Source organism: Pseudomonas xionganensis, assembly GCF_009763245.1.
Lineage (GTDB): Bacteria > Pseudomonadota > Gammaproteobacteria > Pseudomonadales > Pseudomonadaceae > Aquipseudomonas > Aquipseudomonas xionganensis.
The window spans coordinates 1601020-1624899 of record NZ_WKJZ01000001.1; the positions used below are offsets into that span (position 1 = coordinate 1601020).

The 23880-nt window shown below is 60.5% G+C and carries 26 protein-coding genes; 25 read left to right on the top strand and 1 reads right to left on the bottom strand.

Features of this window, described 5'->3' with window-relative positions; genetic code table 11:
- The first annotated feature begins 110 nt into the window (after window positions 1-110).
- The 6 genes from queA to GJV18_RS07340 all read left to right on the top strand — a co-directional run bounded on the left by queA (window position 111) and on the right by GJV18_RS07340 (window position 6180).
- Entirely contained in the window at window positions 111-1160 is a 1050-nt protein-coding gene (gene queA / locus GJV18_RS07315; protein ID WP_160344037.1) for a tRNA preQ1(34) S-adenosylmethionine ribosyltransferase-isomerase QueA, read from the top strand.
- Window positions 1161-1174: 14 nt separating this feature from the next.
- A complete protein-coding gene (tgt, locus tag GJV18_RS07320) occupies window positions 1175-2290 on the top strand; it encodes a tRNA guanosine(34) transglycosylase Tgt (RefSeq protein ID WP_160346026.1) in 1116 nt (371 codons plus the stop codon).
- Between the two features lie 39 nt (window positions 2291-2329).
- Window positions 2330-2665, top strand: coding sequence for a preprotein translocase subunit YajC (gene yajC, locus GJV18_RS07325; RefSeq protein WP_160344038.1), 336 nt, complete (start codon window positions 2330-2332; stop codon window positions 2663-2665).
- Window positions 2666-2727: 62 nt separating this feature from the next.
- Complete coding sequence (gene secD / locus GJV18_RS07330; RefSeq protein ID WP_160344039.1) at window positions 2728-4596, top strand: protein translocase subunit SecD; 1869 nt, start codon at window positions 2728-2730, stop codon at window positions 4594-4596.
- A gap of 9 nt (window positions 4597-4605) precedes the next feature.
- The gene (gene secF / locus GJV18_RS07335) at window positions 4606-5511 is read left to right on the top strand and encodes a protein translocase subunit SecF (RefSeq protein ID WP_160344040.1); all 906 of its coding nucleotides are present in this window, start codon (window positions 4606-4608) and stop codon (window positions 5509-5511) included.
- 138 nt (window positions 5512-5649) lie between these two features.
- Window positions 5650-6180, top strand: coding sequence for a glycine zipper 2TM domain-containing protein (locus tag GJV18_RS07340; RefSeq protein ID WP_160344041.1), 531 nt, complete (start codon window positions 5650-5652; stop codon window positions 6178-6180).
- Window positions 6181-6241: 61 nt separating this feature from the next.
- Here GJV18_RS07340 and suhB read toward each other — a convergent pair whose 3' ends face one another.
- Window positions 6242-7057, bottom strand: a complete 816-nt coding sequence (suhB, locus tag GJV18_RS07345; RefSeq protein WP_160344042.1) for a type III secretion system regulator SuhB — start codon at window positions 7055-7057, stop codon at window positions 6242-6244.
- A gap of 144 nt (window positions 7058-7201) precedes the next feature.
- Here suhB and trmJ point away from each other — a divergent pair, with 144 nt between their 5' ends.
- From trmJ to der, 19 genes are all read left to right on the top strand, one after another.
- Entirely contained in the window at window positions 7202-7981 is a 780-nt protein-coding gene (gene trmJ / locus GJV18_RS07350; protein ID WP_160346028.1) for a tRNA (cytosine(32)/uridine(32)-2'-O)-methyltransferase TrmJ, read from the top strand.
- Complete coding sequence (gene cysE / locus GJV18_RS07355) at window positions 7974-8753, top strand: serine O-acetyltransferase (RefSeq protein WP_160344043.1); 780 nt, start codon at window positions 7974-7976, stop codon at window positions 8751-8753. The genes trmJ and cysE overlap by 8 nt, the downstream gene beginning before the upstream one ends.
- Before the next feature lie 172 nt (window positions 8754-8925).
- Window positions 8926-9417, top strand: coding sequence for a Fe-S cluster assembly transcriptional regulator IscR (gene iscR, locus GJV18_RS07360; RefSeq protein ID WP_160344044.1), 492 nt, complete (start codon window positions 8926-8928; stop codon window positions 9415-9417).
- Between the two features lie 48 nt (window positions 9418-9465).
- On the top strand, window positions 9466-10680 hold the full coding sequence (locus GJV18_RS07365) for an IscS subfamily cysteine desulfurase (protein ID WP_160344045.1): 1215 nt from the start codon (window positions 9466-9468) through the stop codon (window positions 10678-10680).
- A 41-nt stretch (window positions 10681-10721) separates the two neighbouring features.
- Window positions 10722-11108 (top strand): Fe-S cluster assembly scaffold IscU, encoded by a 387-nt coding sequence (gene iscU, locus GJV18_RS07370; protein ID WP_090442874.1) that lies wholly within the window; start codon window positions 10722-10724, stop codon window positions 11106-11108.
- 12 nt (window positions 11109-11120) lie between these two features.
- A complete protein-coding gene (iscA, locus tag GJV18_RS07375; protein ID WP_160344046.1) occupies window positions 11121-11444 on the top strand; it encodes an iron-sulfur cluster assembly protein IscA in 324 nt (107 codons plus the stop codon).
- 8 nt (window positions 11445-11452) lie between these two features.
- Window positions 11453-11974, top strand: a complete 522-nt coding sequence (hscB, locus tag GJV18_RS07380) for a co-chaperone HscB (RefSeq protein WP_160344047.1) — start codon at window positions 11453-11455, stop codon at window positions 11972-11974.
- Window positions 11975-12026: 52 nt separating this feature from the next.
- Window positions 12027-13892, top strand: coding sequence for a Fe-S protein assembly chaperone HscA (gene hscA / locus GJV18_RS07385; protein ID WP_160344048.1), 1866 nt, complete (start codon window positions 12027-12029; stop codon window positions 13890-13892).
- 2 nt (window positions 13893-13894) lie between these two features.
- The gene (gene fdx, locus GJV18_RS07390) at window positions 13895-14236 is read left to right on the top strand and encodes an ISC system 2Fe-2S type ferredoxin (RefSeq protein ID WP_160344049.1); all 342 of its coding nucleotides are present in this window, start codon (window positions 13895-13897) and stop codon (window positions 14234-14236) included.
- A gap of 14 nt (window positions 14237-14250) precedes the next feature.
- Window positions 14251-14451 (top strand): Fe-S cluster assembly protein IscX, encoded by a 201-nt coding sequence (iscX, locus tag GJV18_RS07395; RefSeq protein WP_160344050.1) that lies wholly within the window; start codon window positions 14251-14253, stop codon window positions 14449-14451.
- 93 nt (window positions 14452-14544) lie between these two features.
- Window positions 14545-14976: a nucleoside-diphosphate kinase gene (gene ndk, locus GJV18_RS07400; RefSeq protein ID WP_043308688.1), complete on the top strand. Its 432-nt coding sequence runs from the start codon at window positions 14545-14547 to the stop codon at window positions 14974-14976.
- A gap of 23 nt (window positions 14977-14999) precedes the next feature.
- Entirely contained in the window at window positions 15000-16142 is a 1143-nt protein-coding gene (gene rlmN, locus GJV18_RS07405) for a 23S rRNA (adenine(2503)-C(2))-methyltransferase RlmN (RefSeq protein ID WP_160344051.1), read from the top strand.
- A gap of 19 nt (window positions 16143-16161) precedes the next feature.
- The gene (gene pilW / locus GJV18_RS07410) at window positions 16162-16920 is read left to right on the top strand and encodes a type IV pilus biogenesis/stability protein PilW (RefSeq protein ID WP_160344052.1); all 759 of its coding nucleotides are present in this window, start codon (window positions 16162-16164) and stop codon (window positions 16918-16920) included.
- Window positions 16920-17927 (top strand): RodZ domain-containing protein, encoded by a 1008-nt coding sequence (locus GJV18_RS07415; RefSeq protein WP_160344053.1) that lies wholly within the window; start codon window positions 16920-16922, stop codon window positions 17925-17927. The genes pilW and GJV18_RS07415 overlap by 1 nt, the downstream gene beginning before the upstream one ends.
- Window position 17928: 1 nt before the next feature.
- Window positions 17929-19038: a flavodoxin-dependent (E)-4-hydroxy-3-methylbut-2-enyl-diphosphate synthase gene (gene ispG, locus GJV18_RS07420; protein WP_160344054.1), complete on the top strand. Its 1110-nt coding sequence runs from the start codon at window positions 17929-17931 to the stop codon at window positions 19036-19038.
- A gap of 19 nt (window positions 19039-19057) precedes the next feature.
- Window positions 19058-20347, top strand: a complete 1290-nt coding sequence (gene hisS, locus GJV18_RS07425; protein WP_160344055.1) for a histidine--tRNA ligase — start codon at window positions 19058-19060, stop codon at window positions 20345-20347.
- A gap of 136 nt (window positions 20348-20483) precedes the next feature.
- A complete protein-coding gene (locus GJV18_RS07430; RefSeq protein WP_218572065.1) occupies window positions 20484-21068 on the top strand; it encodes a tetratricopeptide repeat protein in 585 nt (194 codons plus the stop codon).
- Window positions 21061-22212 (top strand): outer membrane protein assembly factor BamB, encoded by a 1152-nt coding sequence (gene bamB / locus GJV18_RS07435; RefSeq protein WP_160346030.1) that lies wholly within the window; start codon window positions 21061-21063, stop codon window positions 22210-22212. Before GJV18_RS07430 ends, bamB begins: the two co-directional genes overlap by 8 nt.
- A 115-nt stretch (window positions 22213-22327) precedes the next feature.
- Window positions 22328-23800, top strand: a complete 1473-nt coding sequence (gene der / locus GJV18_RS07440; protein ID WP_160344057.1) for a ribosome biogenesis GTPase Der — start codon at window positions 22328-22330, stop codon at window positions 23798-23800.
- Window positions 23801-23880: the final 80 nt, after the last annotated feature.

Sequence of the window (23880 nt, forward strand, 5' to 3'; positions counted from 1 at the left end):
ATGGCGGCGCAGTATAGGGATGGTGTTGGGGTTGGTCAATCCACTTGCGTGGCCAGGAAAGGGGATTTCCGGTAAGCTTTGCCGCCCTGCTAGATGACCTCCTCCCGATCATGCGCGTTGCCGACTTTTATTTCGAGCTGCCTGACACTCTTATTGCCCGCCATCCCCTGGCCGAGCGCCGGGCCAGCCGTTTGCTGGTGCTCGATGGCCCCACGGGTGCCCTGGCTCATCGCCAGTTTGCCGATCTGCTGGAGTACCTGCAGCCTGAAGACCTGATGGTGTTCAACAACACCCGGGTGATTCCGGCCCGGCTGTTTGGCCAGAAGGCCAGTGGCGGCAAGCTGGAGATTCTGGTGGAGCGGGTGCTGGATAGTCATCGCGTGCTGGCTCATGTGCGCTCCAGCAAGTCGCCCAAGCCCGGCTCGCTGATCCATATCGAGGGCGGCGGCGAGGCCGAGATGCTGGCCCGTCATGACGCGCTGTTTGAGTTGCGTTTTAGTGAAGAGGTCTTACCGCTGCTGGAAAGGGTCGGCCATATGCCGCTCCCGCCCTATATCGATCGCCCGGATGAGGCGGCTGATCGTGAGCGCTACCAGACTGTCTATGCCGAGAAGGCCGGGGCCGTGGCGGCGCCCACGGCCGGGCTGCATTTTGATGATGCGCTGCTGGCGGCGATCCGCGAGAAGGGCGTGGCGACCGCTTTCGTCACGCTGCATGTCGGCGCCGGCACCTTCCAGCCAGTGCGCGTCGAGCGCATCGAAGATCACCATATGCACAGCGAATGGCTTGAGGTTGGCCAGGATGTGGTCGATGCAGTGGCGGCCTGTCGCGCTCGCGGTGGCCGGGTGGTCGCGGTCGGCACCACCAGCGTGCGTTCGTTGGAAAGCGCCGCCCGCGATGGCGTACTCAAGGCCTTCAGTGGCGACACCGATATCTTTATCTACCCGGGTCGCCCGCTGCATGTGGTCGATGCCCTGGTGACCAACTTCCATCTGCCCGAATCGACCTTGCTGATGCTGGTGTCGGCTTTCGCCGGTTACCCGGAAACCATGGCTGCTTACCGGGCGGCGGTGGGAGGGCAGTACCGTTTCTTCAGTTATGGCGACGCCATGTTTATTACCCGCAATCCCGCGCCACGCGGGCCAGAGGAACAGCTATGACGCGCACCTGCCGCATGTCTTTTGAGTTGCTTGCCAGCGAAGGCAAGGCGCGGCGTGGTCGCCTGACCTTTCCCCGTGGCGTGGTGGAAACTCCGGCGTTTATGCCGGTGGGCACCTATGGCACGGTCAAGGGCATGCTGCCGCGGGATATCGAAGCCATTGGCGCGCAGATCATTCTCGGCAATACCTTTCACCTGTGGCTGCGCCCGGGCACCGAGGTGATCAAGAAGCACGGCGACCTGCATGATTTTATGCAGTGGCAGGGGCCGATCCTCACCGATTCCGGCGGTTTCCAGGTGTTCAGCCTGGGTGCGATGCGCAAGATCAAGGAGGAGGGCGTGTATTTTGCCTCGCCGGTGGATGGCTCCAAGGTATTCATGGGGCCGGAAGAGTCGATGCAGGTACAGCGCGACCTGGGTTCGGACATCGTGATGATTTTCGATGAGTGCACGCCGTACCCGGCCGAGTTCGATGTGGCCAAGCGCTCCATGGAGTTGTCGCTGCGCTGGGCCAAGCGCTCCAAGGAGGCCCATGGTGACAACACCGCGGCACTGTTCGGCATCGTCCAGGGCGGCATGCATGAGGAGTTGCGCAAGGTTTCCCTGGAGGGCCTGGAGCAGATCGGCTTTGACGGCTATGCCATCGGTGGCCTGTCGGTGGGCGAGCCGAAAGAAGAAATGATCAAGGTGCTCGATTACCTGCCGCCCCAGTTGCCGGCGGACAAGCCGCGCTACCTGATGGGGGTGGGCACGCCGGCCGATCTGGTCGAGGGCGTGCGCCGTGGAGTGGACATGTTCGACTGCGTGATGCCGACGCGCAATGCGCGTAATGGTCATCTGTTCGTCGATACCGGGGTGCTGAAGATCCGTAATGCGGTGCACAAGCATGATGATTCGCCGCTGGATCCGACCTGCGACTGTTACACCTGCAAACACTTCTCCCGCGCCTATCTGCATCATCTGGATAAGTGCGGCGAAATGCTGGGTAGCATGCTCAATACCATCCATAACTTGCGCCATTATCAGGTGCTGATGGCTGGTTTGCGCGAGGCTATTCAACAGGGTACATTGGCCGCCTTTGTCGATGCCTTCTATGCCAAACGTGGCTTGCCAACGCCGCTGCTGGACTGATTTTCCAACGTCTAAAGACCCTTGCAACAGGAGTGTTACATGAGCTTTTTTATCCCCGCTGCGTTCGCTGAAGGTGCCGCACCGGCTGCCGGTCCTGCTGGTAGCGGTTTTGAGTGGGTATTCCTGCTTGGCTTTCTGGTTATCTTCTATCTGATGATCTGGCGCCCCCAGGCCAAGCGTGCCAAAGAGCACAAGAACCTGATCGGCAACCTGCAGAAGGGCGACGAGATCGTCACCAGCGGTGGTATCGCCGGCAAGGTGGCCAAGGTCAGTGATGACTTTGTGGTGATCGAGGTGTCCGACACCGTCGAGCTGAAGATTCAGAAAGTGGCCGTCGCCGCCACGCTGCCCAAGGGCACCCTCAAGGCGATCTAAGCAACAGACCTTTACCATTCGACGGGGCGCTTTATGCGCCCCGCGTCATAACGGGCGGCGTCATGCTCAACAAGTTCCCTCTCTGGAAGTACCTGCTGATCCTGGCTGTGCTGGTGATCGGCTTTCTCTATTCGGCTCCCAACCTGTACCCGGACGATCCGGCGATTCAGATCAGTGGCACCAGCTCGGCCATGCGTGTGGAGCAGGCCGATCTTGACCGCGCGGCACGTGCTCTGAGTGAGGCCGGTATTCAGGTCAAGGCCAGCAGTGTGTCCAATCAGGGTCGCGCCGGCTTGCTGCGCCTGGTCGACAAGGAAGACCAGCTGCCGGCCAAGGACGTGGTGCGCCGCGCCCTGAGCGATGAGTTCGTGGTGGCCCTGAACCTGGCCCAGACCACGCCCGAGTGGCTGAGCAATCTGGGCGGCAGCCCGATGAAGCTGGGGCTGGACCTGTCCGGGGGTGTGCACTTCCTGATGGAAGTGGATATGGAGAAGGCCCTGGAAGCCCGACGCAAGGTCTATGAGGGCGAGGTCAAGACCCTGCTGCGCAAGGAGCGGGTGCGTTATCGCAGCCTGCCGGAATTCAATGGCGCCATTCAGCTGGGCTTCGCCGATACGGCCACCCTGGAGAAGGCTCAGCAGCTGATCCGCAAGGATTTCAATGAGTTCGAGCTGAGCAGCGTTGAGCGTAACGAACAGCAGGTGCTGCGCCTGAGTCTGAGTCAGGCCAAGGTGGTGGAGATTCGTGAATACTCCATCAAGCAGAACCTCACCACCGTGCGCAACCGGGTCAACGAGCTGGGTGTGGCCGAGCCGCTGGTGCAGCGTCAGGGCGCCAACCGCATCGTGGTCGAGCTGCCGGGGGTGCAGGACACCGCCGAGGCCAAGCGTATCCTGGGCAAGACTGCCAACCTGGAGTTCCGTCTGGCTGCCGAGCTGGATGCGCCACGGGCCAGCGTTGAGATGTTCGAGTTTCGTCAGGAGGGTCGTCCTCCGGCGCAACTGGAGCGCGATCTGATCATCACCGGTGACCAGGTGACTGATGCCCAGGCCAGTTTCGACGAGAACGGCAGCCCGCAGGTCAATATCCGTCTGGACGGCCGTGGTGGCGATCTGATGAACCGCGCCACCCGCAACAATGTCGGGCGCAGCATGGCGGTGATCTTTATCGAGCAGAAGCCGGTCACTCGCCTGGTCCGTCAGGTGGTGGATGGTGTCGAGTCCGAGGTGGAGGTGCAGACCTTTATCGAGGAGAAGAAGATCATCAGCCTGGCGACCATCCAGTCGCCACTGGGGAGCAGTTTCCGCATCACTGGCCTTGACGGTCCGGGTGAGTCCTCGGAACTGGCTCTGCTGTTACGTGCTGGTGGCTTGGCGGCACCGATGTATTTCGCCGAAGAGCGCACCATTGGCCCAAGCCTGGGGGCTGACAATATTGCCAAGGGTATTGAGGCATCGATGTGGGCGATGCTCTTTGTGTCGCTGTTCATTGTCGCGATCTACCGCTTCTTCGGCGTTTTGGCCACCATCGCCCTGGGGCTGAACATGGTGTTGCTGCTGGCACTGATGTCGCTGCTCAGCGCCACCCTGACCCTGCCGGGTATTGCCGGTATCGTCCTGACCATGGGTATGGCGGTGGACGCCAACGTGCTGATCTTCTCGCGTATTCGCGAGGAAATTGCCAATGGCATGTCGGTGCAGCGCGCCATTCATGAGGGTTTTGATCGCGCCTATTCGGCCATCGTCGACGCCAACCTGACCACGCTGCTGGTGGGGGGGATCCTGTTCGCCATGGGTACCGGGCCGGTCAAGGGCTTTGCGGTGACCCTGTCGCTGGGGATTCTCACCTCGATGTTTACCGCCATTCTGGTTACCCGCAGCATGGTCAACCTGACCTGCGGCGGCCGTGACTTCAAGAAGTTGTGGATTTAAGGGGTTGTGATGACACGTACAATCAACTTTATGGGCGTACGCCATATCGCGTTCGCCATTACCGTGCTACTGACCCTGATCGCTCTCGGCAGTCTGTTTACCAAGGGGCTCAATCTGGGCCTGGACTTTACAGGTGGTACGCAGATCGAATTGGGCTACGAGCAGCCGGCCGATCTTGGCAAGATTCGCCAGCAGTTGGCTGCTGCCGGCTATGGCGATGCGGTGGTGCAGAACTTCGGCGCCACCACCGATGTGGTGGTGCGCATGCAGGGTGATGACCCGGATCTGGGCGTCAAGGTTGCTGCCGCGTTGCGCCAGTCGGGTGATGCGCTGGAGGTGAAAAAGGTCGAGTTTGTTGGTCCGCAAGTGGGTGAGGAATTGCGCGATCAGGGTGGCCTGGGCCTGTTGCTGGCGCTGGGCGGGGTGATGCTCTACCTGGCCTTCCGCTTCCAGTGGAAATTCGGCCTGGGGGCGATTATCTCTTTGGTGCATGACGTGATCGTCACCCTGGGGATTCTGTCGTTCTTCCAGATCACCTTTGACCTGACTGTGCTGGCGGCTCTGCTGGCCATCATCGGCTACTCGCTGAACGACACCATCGTGGTATTCGATCGGGTGCGGGAAAACTTCCGCGTGCTGCGCAAGGCCAGCCTGATCGAGAACATCAATATCTCCACCACCCAGACCCTGCTGCGTACCCTGGCGACCTCGATTTCCACGTTGTTGGCGATCGCCGCGTTGCTGGTATTCGCTGGCGACAACCTGTTTGCCTTCTCCATTGCCCTGTTCGTTGGGGTGACAGCGGGTACCTATTCGTCGGTGTATATCGCCAACGTGGTATTGGTCTGGCTGGATCTGACCGTTGATGACCTGATTCCGCCGGTCGTTGCCGAGGAGGTCGATGAGCGTCCCTGAATCTGTGGCGTTCATCGCAGTTGCAAACAAGGGCCGGGCAAGTGTTGAACTTGCCCGGTTTTTTTTCACTCCAAGCAAATGAACACAGTCAGCCTGGCCCATGCGTGGAGCGGGCGTGCAAGAGCGAAGGAGTCGAATATGAATAAGTCCCTATTGGTCGGTACGGTCCTGGGTGCGGTGGGTGTTACAGCTGGTGGCGCAGTGGCCACCTATAGCCTGGTCAGTGGCCCGCAATATGCCGAAGTGCTGGCGGTGACTCCGGTCAACGAAACCATCAAGACGCCGCGTCAGGTCTGCAATGATGTGGTGGTGACAAGGCAGAAGCCGGTGCAGGATCAGCACCGTATCGCCGGTACAGCTGTAGGTGCAGTGGTGGGTGGCCTGCTGGGTAATCAGATAGGCGGAGGAACGGGTAAGAAGGTGGCGACTGTGGCTGGTGCCGTGGGCGGTGGCTATGCCGGCAACAAGGTGCAGGAGCATATGCAGAACAGCGACACCTATACCACCACCGAAACCCGTTGCAGCACGGTGACCGATGTCAGCGAGAGGCTGCTGGGCTATGACGTCAAGTATCAGCTGGGCGACAAGGTTGATACGGTGCGCATGGATCGCGATCCGGGCACGCAGATTCCGGTGCGTGATGGCCAGCTGGTGCTCAGCCAGCACTAAGGCTTGAATCAACGAGCACAAAAAAGCGCCCCGCGGGGCGCTTTTTGTTTGGCTCTGCAGATCAGCGCTTTAGCGAGGCTGACAGATGCGGCTGGATGGCGGTCAGTACCGCCTTGAAGCACTTGGTGTTGCCGGCGACGATCTGGCCTTTTTCCAGGAAATCGTGGCCGCCGCTGAAGTCGCTGACCAGGCCGCCTGCTTCTTGAATCAGCAGGGCGCCAGCGGCCATGTCCCATTCGGACAGGCCAAATTCCCAGAAGGCATCGAAGCGGCCGGCAGCGACATAGGCCAGGTCCAGGCTGGCGGCGCCAGCGCGGCGCACGCCGGCAGTCTGACCAACCAGGCTACGGAACATGCCGATGTAGTTTTCCAGGTTGTCCATCTGGCTGTCGCGGAACGGGAAGCCGGTGCCGAGCAGGGCGCCTTCCAGGCTCTTGCGGCTGCTCACGCGCAGGCGGCGACCGTTGAGGGCGGCGCCGCGGCCGCGGCTGGCGGTGAATTCTTCCTGGCGCACCGGGTCGATGATCACTGCGTGCTCCAGGCGGCCACGGTATTTGCAGGCCACGCTGACAGCGTAGTGAGGGATGCCGCGAATAAAGTTGGTGGTGCCGTCCAGCGGATCGATGATCCACAGGTAATCGGCGCCGTCGCCGCTGCCTTCGCTCAGGCCGCTTTCTTCGCCGAGGATGCCGTGGTTGGGGAAGGCCTTGCGCAGGGCCTGGATGATCAGCTGCTCGGCAGAGCGGTCGATCTCGGTCACATAGTCCTTGGCTTCTTTGGCGTCGACCGAGATGACGTCCAAGCGTTCGGTCGAGCGGAAGATCATTTCGCCGGCGCTACGGGCTGCGCGCAGCGCGATATTCAGCATGGGCTGCATGGAAGTTCACCTGGGTCGTTAAAGAAAGCCGGCCATTCTAGCAGAAAAGTTCGCCGGTTGAAGTGCCCGCTGTGTCTCGCATGGCGCAAGTGCGCCTGCTTCGGTAAGATTTGCGCCCAACTTGCGGTTATGTGAGTGCTTGAGTTGCTGGAAAATATTCGCGTTGTCCTGGTCAATACCAGTCACCCCGGCAATATCGGGGGGGCTGCCCGGGCCATGAAAAACATGGGCCTGTCCCGTCTGGTGCTGGTCGATCCGCTGGATTTTCCCAGTGGCGATGCCGTGGCGCGGGCGTCTGGAGCCACTGATATTCTCGATGCGGCCCAGGTGGTGGGGACTCTGGAAGAGGCTCTGGTGGGTTGCAATCTGGTGCTCGGTACCAGTGCCCGCGATCGGCGCATCCCCTGGCCGCTGCTGGATCCGCGTGAGTGCGGCGTGGCCAGTTGCGAGCAGGCAGCCCAGGGCGGTGAAGTGGCGCTGGTGTTTGGTCGCGAATATGCAGGCCTGACCAACGAAGAGCTGCAGCGCTGTCATTATCATGTGCATATCCCTTCCGATCCTGCGTTCAGCTCGCTGAACCTGGCGGCGGCGGTGCAGGTGCTGGCCTACGAAGTGCGCATGGCCTGGCTGGCGGCACAGAATCAGCCGACCAAGGTGCTCAAGCTGGAGGCTACGGCGATCCAGAGTTCGCAGCCGGTGACGGCTGACGAGCTGGAGTCCTTTTACGGTCACCTGCAGGAGGCGTTGGTGGAGATCGGTTTTCTCGATCCGGCCAAGCCGCGGCATCTGATGACGCGACTGCGTCGCCTGTATGGCCGCAGTGAGGTGAGCAAGTTGGAAATGAATATCTTGCGTGGCATCTTGACCGAAACCATCAAGGCGGCACGTGGTGAACACCATAAGCAGGGGAAGGCAGATGTTTGAGCGCATGCGAGAGGATATCCAGAGCGTGTTCCACCGTGACCCGGCGGCGCGCAATGCCTTCGAGGTGGTGACCTGCTATCCCGGTTTGCATGCGGTGTGGCTGCATCGTGTCGCCCATGCCTTGTGGGGCTATGGCTGGAAGTGGCTGGCGCGGGTGGTGTCCAACTTCGGTCGCTGGCTCACGGGTATCGAGATTCATCCGGGGGCGAAGATCGGTCGGCGGTTCTTTATTGATCACGGCATGGGCATCGTCATTGGTGAGACAGCTGAAATCGGTAATGACGTGACGCTTTATCAGGGGGTAACCCTGGGCGGTACCAGCTGGAACAAGGGCAAACGTCACCCGACCCTGGAAGATGGGGTGGTGGTCGGGGCTGGTGCCAAGGTGTTGGGGCCTTTTACCGTGGGGGCTGGGGCCAAGATCGGTTCCAATGCGGTGGTCACCAAGGCGGTGCCTGCGGGTGCTACGGCGGTGGGAATTCCCGGCCGTGTTATTGCCAAGGTCGATGATGAGCAGCAGGCCAAGCGCCAGGCCATGGCCGAGAAGCTGGGCTTTGATGCCTATGGTGTCAGTGAAGATATGCCGGATCCGGTGGCGCGGGCCATTGGTCAGTTGCTCGATCATCTGCACGCCGTGGATAGCCGCCTGGAAGGCATGTGTGGCGCGCTGAAGTCCCTGGGCAGTGATTATTGCGCCAAGGACTTGCCGCAGCTGCGCGATGAGGACTTTGCCGATGTGGTCAAGGAAGTCGACGACAAGCCGGCTGCCTAGCCTGCGGATCCAATAAGTTAAGGGTGCGCCCGCGTGGCGCAGGGCGGGGTATTTTGTTATGCTGCGCGCCCCTCCGATGGTCTAATTCCGAGTAAATCAATAGGTCTTATAGTTGACTTAAATACTCGGGAATTGCATACTCGCGCCAAATCGTCACTCCGCGGTAGCTCTCATGCGACTGACTACGAAAGGCCGTTACGCCGTCACCGCCATGCTTGATCTGGCGTTGCACGCTCAGCGTGGCCCAGTGTCTCTGGCGGATATTTCCGAGCGGCAGGGTATTTCCCTTTCCTATCTTGAGCAGTTGTTCGCCAAGCTGCGGCGCGGCAACCTGGTTTCCAGTGTGCGCGGGCCGGGCGGTGGTTATCAGCTGTCGCGTGATATGGCTGGCATTCAGGTGGCCGAGGTGATTGATGCGGTCAATGAGTCGGTGGATGCCACCCGTTGCCAGGGGCAGGGTGATTGCCATTCCGGCGATACCTGTCTGACCCATCATCTGTGGTGTGACCTCAGTCAGCAGATACATGAATTCCTCAGCGGCATCAGCCTGGCCGACCTGGTCAGTCGCCGTGAGGTGCAGGAAGTTGCCCAGCGCCAGGATCAGCGCCGCTGCAATGGCAGGATGCCGCATCTGGATAAGATCGAAGCGTCCGCCGTCGAATAAGCGAGCGACGCCGGCCAGCAGGCCTGATACCTGATTAGGAGAGAATCAATGAAATTGCCGATTTACCTCGATTACTCCGCGACCACGCCGGTTGACCCTCGTGTGGCGCAGAAGATGTGCGAATGCCTGACCATGGATGGCAATTTCGGTAACCCCGCGTCGCGTTCCCATGTATTTGGCTGGAAGGCCGAGGAAGCCGTGGAGAATGCCCGTCGCCAGGTGGCTGAGCTGGTCAATGCCGACCCGCGCGAGATTGTCTGGACCAGCGGTGCCACAGAGTCGAATAACCTGGCCATCAAGGGTATTGCCGACTTCTACAAGAGCAAGGGCAAGCACCTGATCACCTCGAAGATCGAGCATAAGGCGGTGCTGGACACCATGCGCCAGCTGGAGCGCGAAGGCTTCGAAGTCACCTATATCGAGCCCGGCGAAGATGGCCTGACCACCCCGGCCATGATCGAGGCGGCGCTGCGTGAAGACACCATTCTGGTGTCGATCATGCATGTGAACAATGAGATCGGCATCATCAACGACATCGCCGCCATTGGTGAGCTGACCCGCTCGCGCGGCGTGTTCTTCCACGTCGACGCGGCCCAGTCCACCGGCAAGGTCGAGATCGACCTGGACAAGCTCAAGGTCGACCTGATGTCTTTCTCGGCGCACAAGACCTATGGCCCCAAGGGCATGGGAGCGCTGTATGTGCGGCGCAAGCCGCGGGTGCGCCTGGAAGCCCAGACCCATGGCGGTGGCCATGAGCGCGGCATGCGTTCCGGCACCCTGCCGACCCACCAGATCGTGGGCATGGGTGAGGCCTTCCGTATTGCCAAGGAAGACATGGCCAAGGATGCCGAGCATGTGCTGGCCTTGCGCAACCGCTTCTTCGATCAGCTCAAGGATATGGAAGAGTTGTACGTCAACGGCAGTATGACCGCCCGCGTACCGCACAACCTCAACCTCAGCTTCAACTATGTCGAAGGTGAGTCGCTGATCATGGCGCTCAAGGATCTGGCGGTTTCCTCCGGTTCGGCCTGTACCTCGGCTTCCCTGGAGCCTTCCTATGTGCTGCGTGCCCTGGGGCGTAACGATGAGCTGGCACACAGTTCCATCCGTTTCAGCTTTGGCCGCTTTACCACCGAAGAAGAAATCGACTACGCCGCAAGCAAGGTTCGTGAGGCGGTGACCAAGCTGCGCGAGTTGTCGCCGCTGTGGGATATGTTCAAAGAGGGTGTGGATCTGTCCAAGGTCGAGTGGGCAGCACACTAAAGCTGCCGTTGAGCAGCCCCTGATGAGAGAGGAATACCAGCATGGCTTACAGTGAAAAGGTCATTGACCACTACGAGAACCCGCGCAACGTCGGCAAGATGGACGCGCAGGATCCGGATGTCGGCACCGGCATGGTCGGTGCGCCAGCCTGCGGCGACGTGATGCGCCTGCAGATCAAGGTCAATGAGCAGGGCGTGATCGAAGACGCCAAGTTCAAGACCTATGGTTGTGGCTCCGCCATTGCCTCCAGCTCCCTGGCCACTGAGTGGATGAAGGGCAAGACCCTGGATGAGGCGGAAACCATCAAGAACACCCAGCTGGCCGAGGAATTGGCCCTGCCGCCGGTGAAGATCCACTGCTCGGTACTCGCCGAAGACGCCATCAAGGCTGCTGTGCGCGACTACAAGCAGAAGAAAGGTTTGCTCTAAGGAGGTTTGTCGATGGCTATCAGCATGACCGAAGCCGCCGCCCAGCATGTGCGTCGCTCCCTCGAAGGGCGTGGCAAGGGTGAGGGTATTCGCCTGGGTGTGCGCACCACGGGCTGCTCCGGCCTGGCCTACGTGCTGGAGTTTGTCGATGAAACTGCCAGCGAAGACCAGGTGTTCGAGAGTCACGGAGTCAAGGTGATCATCGATCCCAAGAGCCTGGTCTACCTCGATGGCACCGAGCTGGATTTCGTCAAGGAAGGTCTGAACGAGGGCTTCAAGTTCAACAACCCCAACGTGCGCGGCGAGTGTGGCTGCGGCGAAAGCTTCAATATCTGAGGCCGCTTGTGGGTAGTCCCTGTCACTTCGCCCTGTTCGATTTACAGCCTGATTTCCGTGTGGATCTGGATCTGCTGGCGGCTCGTTACCGCGAGCTGGCTCGGCATGTGCATCCGGACCGCTTTGCCGATGCAGCCGAACGTGAGCAGCGTCTGGCGCTGGAGCAGTCGGCGCAGCTCAACGAAGCCTATCAGGTGCTCAGGAGTGCCCCGCAGCGTGCGCGCTACCTGCTGACCCTGCGTGGTGCCGAGTTGCCGCTGGAAGTGACGGTGCAGGATGGTGAGTTCCTCTTGCAGCAGATGCATTGGCGCGAGGAATTGGAAGACCTGCAGGACAGTGCCGATCTGGCCGGTGTGGCATCGTTCAAGCGCCGTTTGAAGGCGGCTCAGGATGAGCTCAACGAAAGCTTCGCGGTTTGTTGGGATGATCCGCAGCAGCGTGAGCAGGCCGAGCGCCTGATGCGTCGCATGCAGTTTCTCGACAAGCTTTCCTTTGAGGTGCGCCAACTGGAAGAGCGCCTCGACGATTAACGCGCGCGCTCCCACTGTGGAGTGCCTGCAAGCCGATAAGCATTGATTAACCATGGCCCTACTGCAGATCGCTGAGCCCGGACAAAGCCCGCAACCCCACCAGCGTCGGTTGGCGGTCGGTATTGACCTGGGTACCACCAATTCCCTGGTTGCTGCAGTGCGCAGCGGCCTCAGTGCGCCCCTGGCGGATGAGTCTGGCGCGGTGATAGTGCCGTCTGCCGTGCGCTACTTTGCCGATCATGTGGTTGTCGGTGAGCCGGCCAAGGCTGCTGCTTCCAGCGATCCGCTGAACACCGTGCTGTCGGTCAAGCGCCTGATGGGGCGTGGTCTGGAAGACGTCAAGCAGCTGGGTGAGCAGCTGCCCTATCGTTTCGTTGCGGGCGAATCCCATATGCCCTTTATCGACACCGTGCAGGGGCTGAAGAGCCCGGTGGAGGTGTCGGCGGATATTCTCAGGGTGCTGCGCCAGCGCGCCGAAGCCGCGCTGGGTGGTGAGCTGGTGGGGGCGGTGATCACTGTGCCGGCCTATTTCGATGATGCCCAGCGTCAGGCCACCAAGGATGCCGCACGGCTGGCTGGTCTGAGTGTGCTGCGTCTGCTCAACGAACCGACTGCGGCGGCCGTGGCCTATGGTCTGGATCAGCAGGCCGAGGGTTTGGTGGCGATTTACGATCTGGGCGGCGGCACCTTCGATATTTCCATCCTGCGCCTGACTGGCGGGGTGTTCGAGGTGTTGGCCACCGGCGGCGACAGCGCCCTGGGTGGTGATGACTTCGACCATGCCATTGCCGGTTGGACAGTCGAGCAGGCGGGTATCTCCTCTGACCTTGACCCAACCCAGCAGCGCCTGCTGCTGGAGGCAGCCTGTGCGGCCAAGGAAGCGCTGACCAAGCATGCCGAGACGCAGCTGAGTTATGGCGACTGGCAGGCAAGCCTGAGTCGCGCGCAGTTCAATGCCCTGATCGAGCCCATGGTGGCGCGCAGCCTCAAGGCTTGCCGGCGCGCCGTGCGCGATGCGCAGATCGAACTGGAAGACATCAAGGCCGTGGTCATGGTCGGTGGTTCGACTCGCGTGCCGCGGGTGCGTGCGGCGGTGGCCGAGTTGTTCGGTCGCGAGCCGCTGACCGATATCGATCCGGATCAGGTGGTGGCCATCGGTGCCGCCATCCAAGCCGATACCCTGGCTGGCAATCAGCGTGGTCAGGGCGAGGAATTGCTGCTGCTGGACGTGATTCCGCTGTCCCTGGGGCTGGAAACCATGGGCGGGCTGATGGAGAAGGTGATCCCGCGCAATACCACTATCCCCGTGGCGCGGGCTCAGGAGTTCACCACCTACAAGGATGGCCAGACGGCCATGCTGATCCATGTGCTGCAGGGTGAGCGTGAACTGATCAGTGATTGTCGCTCCCTGGCGCGTTTCGAGTTGCGTGGCATACCGCCCATGGTGGCGGGTGCGGCGAAGATTCGGGTGACTTTCCAGGTGGATGCCGATGGCCTGCTCAGTGTGTCCGCCCGTGAGCTGGTTTCGGGGGTGGAAGCGAGCATTCAGGTCAAGCCGTCCTATGGCCTGACCGATGGTGAAATTGCTCGCATGCTCAAGGATTCATTCCAGAATGCCGGCGAGGACAAGGTGGCGCGGGTGCTGCGTGAGCAGCAGGTGGATGCCCAGCGCTTGCTGGAGGCGGTCGAGGCCGCTTTGCTGGCTGATGGCGAGCGTCTGCTGGAGGCCGATGAGCGCCTGGCCATCGAGGCGCAGATGCAGCAGTTGCGCGAGCTGATGGCGGGCAATGATGGCCTGGCCATTGAGCAGCAGACCAAGCGCCTGACTCAAGTGACCGATGCCTTCGCCGCGCGCCGTCTGGATGCCACGGTCAAGGCCGCCCTGGCCGGTCGTAGTCTTAACGAGATCGAGGAATAAACATGCCGCAGATCATCTTTCTGCCCCACGCGGTCTTCTGTCCGGATGGTCTGGTGGTGGAGGCCGAGCCGGGCGTTTCGATCCTCGATGTGGCCCATGAGCACCATATCGATATCGAGAGTGCCTGTGGTGGCGTCTGTGCCTGCACCACCTGCCACTGCATCATCCGTGAAGGCTTTGATTCACTGAACGAGGCCGATGAGCTGGAAGAGGATCTGCTGGACAAGGCCTGGGGGCTGGAAGCCCAGTCGCGCCTGTCCTGTCAGGCCATCGTCGGGCGTGAAGATCTGACCGTGGAGATCCCCAAGTATTCGCTCAACCACGCCTCGGAAGCACCGCACTGATTCAAGGAGTTGTCATGAGCCTGAAATGGGTTGATGTGCTGGAGATTGCCATCCAGTTGGCAGAAGCCAAGCCTGATGTGGATCCGCGTTATGTGAACTTTGTCGATCTGCATCGGTGGGTGCTGGAATTGCCGGAGTTCAGTGATGATCCGCAGCGTGGTGGTGAGAAGGTACTGGAAGCCATACAGGCGGCCTGGATCGAAGAGGCAGACTGATGGGCGCAGGTTGCGCCCTACGCTTTTAACCAGAACCCGCGTATAATTCGCGGGTTTAATTTTTCGTTTTACTCATTGTTTCTGGAGTTTCACATGGCTGTTCAACGCACTTTCTCCATCATCAAGCCCGATGCCGTTGCCAAAAACGTGATTGGTGAAATCACCACCCGTTTCGAGAAGGCCGGCCTGCGCGTCGTCGCTTCGAAAATGGTTCAGCTGTCCGAGCGCGAAGCCGCTGGCTTCTACGCCGAGCACAGCGAGCGTGGCTTCTTCAAGGATCTGGTTGCCTTCATGACCTCCGGTCCGGTTATCGTCCAGGTTCTGGAAGGTGAAGACGCCGTTCTGAAAAACCGCGAGCTGATGGGAGCCACCAACCCGAAAGAAGCTGCTGCTGGCACCATCCGCGCCGATTTCGCCGTGTCCATCGACGAAAACGCCGTGCACGGTTCCGACTCCGAAGCTTCCGCTGCTCGCGAAATCGCTTACTTCTTCTCCGCTACCGAAGTTTGCGCCCGTATTCGCTAAGCGAAGCCGGTGAGGGTGAAGCCATGACTGATGCTATCGGCAAGATCAATCTGCTGGGTCTGACCCAGGCAGAAATGGAGCAGTTCTTCGAGCGTATCGGGGAAAAACGCTTCCGTGCCGGTCAGGTGATGAAGTGGATTCACCATTTTGGCGTCGATGATTTCGACGCCATGAGCAATGTCGGCAAGGCCTTGCGCGAAAAGCTCAAGGCCTGTGCCGAGATTCGCGGCCCGGAAGTGGTCAGCGAAGATATTTCCACCGATGGCACGCGCAAGTGGGTCGTGCGAGTGGCGTCGGGCAGTTGTGTGGAAACCGTGTATATCCCCCAGGGCTCGCGGGGCACGCTGTGCGTGTCGTCCCAGGCCGGCTGTGCGCTGGATTGCAGTTTCTGCTCGACCGGCAAACAAGGCTTCAACAGTGATCTGACGGCGGCCGAAGTGATCGGCCAGGTGTGGATCGCCAACAAGTCGTTCGGTAGTGTGCCGGCGAAGATTGATCGTGCCATCACCAATGTGGTGATGATGGGCATGGGTGAGCCGCTGCTCAACTTCGACAACGTGGTCGCCGCCATGAACATCATGATGGACGACCTCGGCTATGGCATCTCCAAGCGCAAGGTGACCCTGTCCACCTCCGGCGTGGCGCCGATGATCGACAAGCTCGGCGAGGTGATCGACGTCTCTCTGGCTTTGTCCCTGCATGCACCCAACGATGCCTTGCGCAACGTGTTGGTGCCGATCAACAAGAAGTATCCCCTGTCTGTGGTGCTGGATGCCTGCAAGCGCTATATCTCGCGCCTTGGCGAGAAACGCGTGCTGACCATCGAGTACACCCTGCTCAAGGATGTCAACGATAAGCCCGAACACGCTGAAGAGATGATCGCACTGCTCAAGGATGTGCCGTGCAAGGTCAATCTGATTCCGTTCAACCCCTTTCCCCATTCGGGTTACGAGCGCCCGAGCAACAATGCCATCCGCCGTTTTCAGGACTTGCTGCACAAAGCCGGGCACAATGTCACCGTTCGCACTACCCGCGGCGAAGATATTGATGCAGCCTGTGGCCAGCTGGTCGGCCAGGTCCTGGACCGTACCCGTCGCAGCGAGCGCTACATAGCCGTGCGTGAATTGAGTAGCGAGGCCGATACGCCGAGTTCCGCCGCCAAGTGAATCTAAAGGGAGGATGCCCATGACCTTGCGCCCCGCGCTTTTCTTGCTGCTTGCCAGTTTGCTGGTGGGTTGTGTCTCGACTGGCGATGTTGATCCGATGAGTACCAGCAAGGGACGTGAGGAGGCGCGCGATGCTTATGTCCAGTTGGGGATTGGGTATGTCCGAGAAGGGCAAACCGAACGTGCCAAAATTCCGTTGAGAAAGGCTTTGGAACTTGACTCATCAAGCGCTGATGCCCATGCAGTATTGGCTTTGGTTTTTCAAGTTGAAATGGAAACCAAATTGGCTGATGAGCATTACCGCAAGGCCATCTCACTGCGTTCGGGTGACGCTCGGTTACTGAATAACTACGGCAGCTTTCTGTATGAACAGGAGCGTTATGAAGAGGCAGCGCAGCGTTATTTGCAGGCGGCTGAGGACACCCTCTACCCAGAACGTTCCCGGGTGTTTGAAAACCTCGGTATGACGTCGCTGATGCTCAAGCAGCGTGATCAGGCCAAAGCCTATTTCGAGCGTTCGCTGCGCCTGAACAGCGCCCAGCCTAGAGCCCTGCTGGAAATGGCCATGCTCAATTATGAAGACGGGCTCTATGTTCCGGCCCGCGATTACTATGAGGGTTTTAGCCAGCTGTCCGAGCAGAATGCCCGCAGCCTGCTGTTGGGCGCTCGTCTGGCGAAAATCTTCGATGACCGCAACAAGGCTGCCAGCCTGGGGCTGCAGTTGCGGCGTCTCTATCCCGGTACCCCTGAATATCAGCAATACAAGTCGGAGCAATAATGAAAGCGGCGCAACCCGAAGTGCTGGCGGCTCCCCGTAGCAATCCTGGCGAAACGCTGCGCAAGGCCCGTGAAAGTCGTGGCTGGAGTGTTGCCGAGGTAGCCTCTCAGCTGAATTTGACTGTTCAACGAGTCAGCCAGATCGAAGCGGGAGCGTTTGACAAGTTGCCGGGCCATACCTTCGCCCGCGGTTATGTGCGTACCTACGCCAAGCTGCTAGGGGTTGATCCCAATCGGCTGGTACTGGAATTTGATCAGTACACCAATAGCGATGCCGGTGGTTGCTCGGTGCACAGTCTGGGGCATATTGAAGAGCCCCGCAGTTACTCGCAGCGTGTATTGCGCTTGGTCAGCTTTGTCTTGTTGCTGGGGTTGGCGGGTGCCGGTTTTTACTGGTGGCAAGAGCAGAGTGCCGGGCGCGACGAGCAGGGGCTGGCTGCCAGCTTCGAGCAGGTTGAGGTGGAGAGTGTCGACGGTACTACTCTGATCCATCCACTGGATGAGCCCGAAGATCAGGCGGTTCTACTGGTTCAGGGCGAGGCGCAACTGCAGCTGCCACTGGCGAGCGAGGTGTCCGCTGGTGAAGGCACTGCCGAGGTCCCTGCAGCCGCCAGCACTGAGGTACAAGCTGACGCAGTGGAGGACGCTGCGCCAGAGCCTGAGGCGACTGCTCAGGTTCCCGCCGCAACTGAAAGCGCTCAAATTGCTGCGGCTACTGAGCCTGTTGCGACAGAGGCGGTAGTGGTGTCTGCGCCATTGGCGGCTGGTCAGGCTCGGGTCAATATCAATTTTACGGCCGACTGCTGGACGCAATTGACCGATGCCGATGGCAAGGTGCTGTTCAGCGCCCTCAAACGCAAGGGCGACAATCTGGAACTGGTCGGCAAGCCACCCTTCGAGCTGCGCCTGGGTTTTGCCCGGGGAGCCGAGGTCAGTTACAACGGCAGTGCCGTGGACGTCATGCCCTTTGTCTCGGGTGAAACGGCTCGTATGAAATTGGGGCAGTAAGATGCATTGTGAATCACCGATCAAGCGTCGTCTGTCGCGCAAAATCTGGGTGGGCTCGGTGCCGGTGGGTGGCGATGCGCCCATTGCCGTGCAGAGCATGACCAACACCGACACCAATGATGTGGCCGCTACCGTGGCGCAGATCCGCCGCCTGGAAGATGCTGGTGCCGACATCGTGCGCGTATCCGTGCCGGATATGGATGCCGCCGAAGCGTTTGGCAAGATCAAGCAGCAGGTACGCGTGCCGCTGGTCGCCGATATCCACTTCGATTACCAGATCGCCTTGCGCGTGGCGGAACTGGGCGTCGACTGCCTGCGTATCAATCCGGGCAATATCGGCCGCGAAGACCGGGTGCGGGCCGTTGTGGAAGCAGCCCGGGATCGTGGCATCCCGATTCGCATCGGGGTCAATGCCGGTTCCCTGGAAAAAGACCTGCAGAAGAAATATGGCGAGCCGACCCCGGAGGCCCTGGTTGAGTCGGCCCTGCGCCATGTCGAACATCTGGATCGGCTGAACTTCCCCGACTTCAAGGTCAGCGTAAAGGCCTCCGACGTGTTTATGGCCGTGGCGGCTTATCGCCTGCTGGCCAAGCAGATCGAGCAGCCGCTGCATCTGGGCATCACCGAGGCTGGCGGCCTGCGCTCCGGTACCGTGAAGTCGGCGGTGGGCCTGGGCATGCTGCTGGCCGAGGGGATTGGCGATACCATCCGCATCTCCCTGGCCGCCGATCCGGTGGAAGAGATCAAGGTCGGCTACGACATCCTCAAGTCCCTGCGTCTGCGCTCGCGGGGCATCAACTTTATTGCCTGCCCCAGCTGCTCGCGGCAGAACTTCGACGTGGTGAAGACCATGAACGAGCTGGAGCAGCGTGTCGAAGACCTGCTGGTGCCGCTGGACGTGGCGGTGATCGGTTGCGTGGTCAATGGTCCGGGCGAAGCCAAGGAGGCCCATATCGGCCTGACTGGCGGTTCGCCCAACCTGATCTATATCGACGGCAAACCGGCGCAAAAACTGACCAATGACAACCTGGTCGATGAGCTGGAAAAGCTGATCCGCCAGAAAGCGGCCGACAAGCTGGCGGCTGACGCCGCATTGATCGTTCGCAGCTGATACCCGTTAAGGAAAAGAATTGAGCAAGCCTCTGCAAGCCATTCGTGGCATGAACGACATCCTCCCCGAGCAGACCCCTCTCTGGCGCTATTTCGAAGGCACCGTGGCCAATCTCCTGGATGGCTACGGCTATCGGCAGATCCGCATGCCCATCGTCGAATTCACCGAGCTGTTCAAACGCTCCATCGGCGAGGTCACCGATATCGTCGAGAAGGAGATGTACACCTTCGATGACCGCAACGGTGACTCTCTGACCCTGCGCCCTGAAGGCACCGCGGCCTGTGTGCGTGCCGTGCTTGAGCATGGTCTGGCCGGTGGCGGGCAGACTCAGAAACTCTGGTATATCGGCCCGATGTTCCGCCACGAGCGCCCGCAGAAGGGGCGTTATCGCCAGTTCCACCAGATCGGCGTGGAAGTCTTCAATATCGACGGCCCGGATATCGACGCCGAGATGATCATCATGACCTGGCGCCTGTGGCAGCTGCTGGGTATCCGCGAGGCGGTCACCCTGGAGCTCAACAGCCTGGGCACAAGCGCCGCGCGTGCAGTTTATCGTGATGCCCTGGTCCAGTTCCTGACCGCCCATGCCGAGCAGCTGGATGAAGACAGCCGTCGGCGCATGGGCAGTAACCCGCTGCGTGTGCTCGACAGCAAGGTGCCAGAAACCCAGGCGCTGCTGGTGGATGCGCCGAAGCTGGCAGACTACCTGGATGAAGAGTCCAAGGCCCACTTCGAGGGGCTCAAGGCCCGCCTGGATGCGGCCGGCGTGCCCTATGTCATCAATCCCAAGCTTGTGCGCGGGCTGGATTACTACAGCAAGACGGTGTTCGAGTGGGTGACCAGTGAGCTGGGCTCCCAGGGCACGGTCTGCGCCGGTGGCCGCTACGATGGCCTGGTTGAGCAGATGGGCGGCAAGCCGACCCCGGGGGTGGGCTTTGCCATGGGGGTCGAGCGTTTGGTGCTATTGCTGGAAACTCTGGGTAAAGTGCCTGGCGAAATCGCACGTCAGGTTGATGTTTACCTCTGCGCCTTTGGCGAGCCTGCCGAACTGGCAGCCCTGGCCCTGGCCGAGCGGTTGCGTGATCAAGTGCCGGGTCTGCGTCTGCAGGTCAATGCCGGCGCAGGCAGTTTCAAGAGCCAGCTGAAGAAGGCCGACAAGAGCGGTGCGCTCTATGCCCTGGTGCTGGGGGAAGACGAACTGGCCCAGCAAGTGGTAGGTTGCAAGCCGCTGCGTGATCAGGGCGAACAGCAGAGTATTGCCTGGGACGCCCTGGGTGCCTACCTGAGCGAGAGCATCGCCAAGGCCTGAGTGTTTCGGCAGATATCGAATAATGCAGGTGTGCTATCGCCTGCGATAAGCATAAGCGAATAGGAGTACTGGGGTGGTTTCGCGTACCGATGAAGAAGAACTGGCGGTAATCAAGGAGTGGTGGCAGCGCAACGGCATGCCGCTGGTGACGGGGGTGCTGTTGGCGCTGGTGGCGGTTTTTGGCTGGCAAGGCTGGCAGAAATACCAGGCCAACCAGTCCCATGGCGCCTCCATGCTTTATCAGCAGCTCCTGGAAGAAGCCCTTACTCCTGCCGGTCAGAGCGATACTGCCAAGGTTGTCGAGTTGGCCGGCAAACTCAAAAGCGAGTTCTCCGGTAGTCACTACGCTCAGTACGCCAGTCTGTTCGTGGCCAAGCTGGCAGTCGAGGCGAATAAGCTGGATGATGCAGCCCTTGAGCTGCAAGCCATCGTCGATAAGCCCGCCGACAACAACCTCGGCGAGCTGGCTCGGCAGCGTTTAGCACGGGTGCTTTCGGCCCAGGACAAGACCGAGCAGGCCTTGCAGGTGCTGGATGCCAAAGCCGCCGATGGCGCTTTCTTGGCCAGTCGTGAAGAGCTGCGCGGTGATTTGCTGGTTCGTCTTGGCCGTCATGATGAAGCCTATGAGGCTTACACCAGGGCCAAGGCCGCTGTTTCCGAAGATGCCGCCCTCGGCGGTTTGCAAATGAAGCTGGATGACCTGGCAAAAGGGGATGCGTGACGTGATGCGCTGGAAGAATGCCGCAGTGCTGGCCTTGGCCGTCGTGGTCGTGGGTTGCAGCAGCAACACCAAAAAGGAATTGCCGCCAGCCGAACTGCCGAAGTTTGAGCGCGAAGTGCAGCTGAAGAAAGAGTGGAGTCGCTCCATTGGCAAGGGGCAGGGCGAAACCTTCAATATGCTGACCCCGGCTGTCGAAGGTGATCGCCTGTTCGCCGCCGATGTCGAAGGCTTGGTCGTGGCCCTGGATCGCCTGAGTGGCAAGGTGCTGTGGAAGAACGATCTGGAGGTTCCGGTTTCCGGTGCCGTGGGCGCGGGTTATGGTCTGGTAACCATGGGCACGCTCAAGGGTGAGGTGATCGCCCTGGATGCCAGCAGCGGTGAAGAGAAATGGCGCGCTCGGGTGACCAGCGAAGTCCTGTCCGCGCCTGCGGTCAATGGCGATGTGGTGCTGGTGCAGACCCAGGATGACCGCCTGATCGCCTTCGATGCCGACACCGGCAATCAGCGCTGGATTTTCGAAAACACCCCGGCGGTATTGACCCTGCGCGGCACCGGCAGCCCGGTGCTGACCAATCGTCTGGCCATTGCGGGACTGTCCAGCGGCAAGGTGATTGCCCTGGACGCCCAGCGTGGCATCCCGGTGTGGGAACAACGTGTGGCCATTCCCCAAGGCCGCTCCGAACTTGAGCGGGTGGTGGATATCGACGGTGGCCTGCTGCTGTCTGGCGGTACCCTGTATGCCGTGAGCTACCAGGGGCGTGTGGCTGCCATGGAACTGGAAAGCGGCCGTATCCTCTGGCAACGCGAGGCCTCCAGCTCGGTGGGTGTGGCCCAGGGCTTTGGCAACGTCTATGTCAGCCTGGCCAGTGGCACCGTGGAAGGTATCGATGAGCGCAGCGCTTCGGCACTGTGGAGCAACGATGCCCTGGCTCGTCGCCAGCTGTCGGCACCGGAAGTATTCTCCAGCTATGTGGCCTTCGGTGACCTGGAAGGTTACCTGCACCTGATCAGTCAGGTGGATGGCCGTTTTGTCGGTCGTGAGCGCATCGACAGTGATGGTCTGCGTGCCCGTCCGCTGGTGGTGGGGGACTGGCTGTATGCCTTTGGCAATGGCGGTAACCTGGTGGCACTGACCATCAAGTAACGCCTTTGGCTATGCTGCACAGCATCGCTGCTGTGCAGTCAGGCCGAAACAAAAATCCGGCCGCTGCCCGTGCAGCGGCTTTTGTATTTTCTGAAATAACGAAGTGGAGAGCCTGATGGTTCCCGTAATTGCCCTGGTGGGCCGCCCGAACGTCGGCAAGTCCACCCTGTTTAACCGCTTGACCAAGTCCCGTGACGCGATTGTCGGCGACCTGTCTGGTCTGACCCGTGATCGCCAGTACGGCGAGGCCAAGTGGCAGGGGCGAACCTATATCGTGATCGACACCGGGGGTATTTCCGGTGACGAGGAAGGCATCGACGCGAAGATGGCCGAGCAGTCTCTGCAGGCCATCGAAGAGGCCGATGCCGTGCTGTTTCTGGTGGACGCCCGTGCCGGTCTTTCCGCCTCCGACCAGATGATCGGCGAGCACCTGCGTCGGCGTAACAAGCGCAGCTTTCTGGTGATCAACAAGGTCGACAACCTCGACACCGATCTGGCCCGCGCCGAATTCGCCAGTATGGGCATGGGCGAGTCCCTGGCCATTGCCGGCGCACATGGTCGCGGCATCACCCAGATGCTCGAAGCCGTGCTCGGTTCCTTCCCCAAGGATGCCAGCGAGCCGGAAGAGGGCGAGGAAGAGGAGGTTGTGCTCGAAGGTCAGGAAGCCAAGCGCATTCCCGGCCCGAGTGAGAAGGACGGGATCAAGCTGGCGATCATCGGCCGCCCCAACGTCGGCAAGTCGACCCTGGTCAATCGCATGCTCGGTGAAGAGCGTGTGATCGTCTATGACCAGGCTGGCACCACCCGCGACAGCATCTATATCCCCTTCGAGCGCGATGACGAGAAGTACACCCTGATCGACACCGCCGGGGTGCGCCGCCGCGGCAAGATCTTCGAAGCGGTGGAAAAATTTTCGGTGGTCAAGACTCTGCAGGCCATCCAGGATTCCAACGTGGTGGTGTTCGTCATGGACGCCCGTGAAGGGGTGGTGGACCACGACCTCAACCTGCTCGGTTTCGTGCTGGAAAGCGGCCGCGCGCTGGTGATCGCCCTGAACAAATGGGACGGCATGGAGCCCAGCGAGCGCGACTACGTGAAGACCGAATTGCAGCGCCGGCTGTTCTTCGTCGACTTTGCCGATATCCACTTTATCTCGGCCCTGCATGGCACCGGCGTGGGCAACCTGTACAAGTCGGTGCAGGCCTCGTTCAAGTCGGCCATCACCCGCTGGCCCACCAGCCGCCTGACGCAGATTCTCGAAGATGCGGTCAGCGATCACGCCCCGCCCATGGTCAACAACCGCCGCATCAAGCTGCGTTATGCCCACCTGGGTGGCGCCAACCCGCCGCTGATCGTGATCCACGGCAACCAGGTCGAGGCCGTGCCCAAGTCCTATACGCGCTATCTGGAGAACACCTACCGGCGCGTACTGAAACTGGTGGGTACGCCGATTCGTATCGAATACAAGGGAGGCGAGAACCCCTACGAGGGTAAGAAAAACACCCTGACCGATCGCCAGGTGAACAAGAAGCGGCGCCTGATGAGCCACCACAAGAAGGCCGAGAAAAAGCGTAAGGACAAGCGCTAAGCCTGGACTCAAACGCTCTATAAAGGCACCTGCGGGTGCCTTTTGCCTTTCTGGGTGATCGGCTATCCTGCGCCATCACT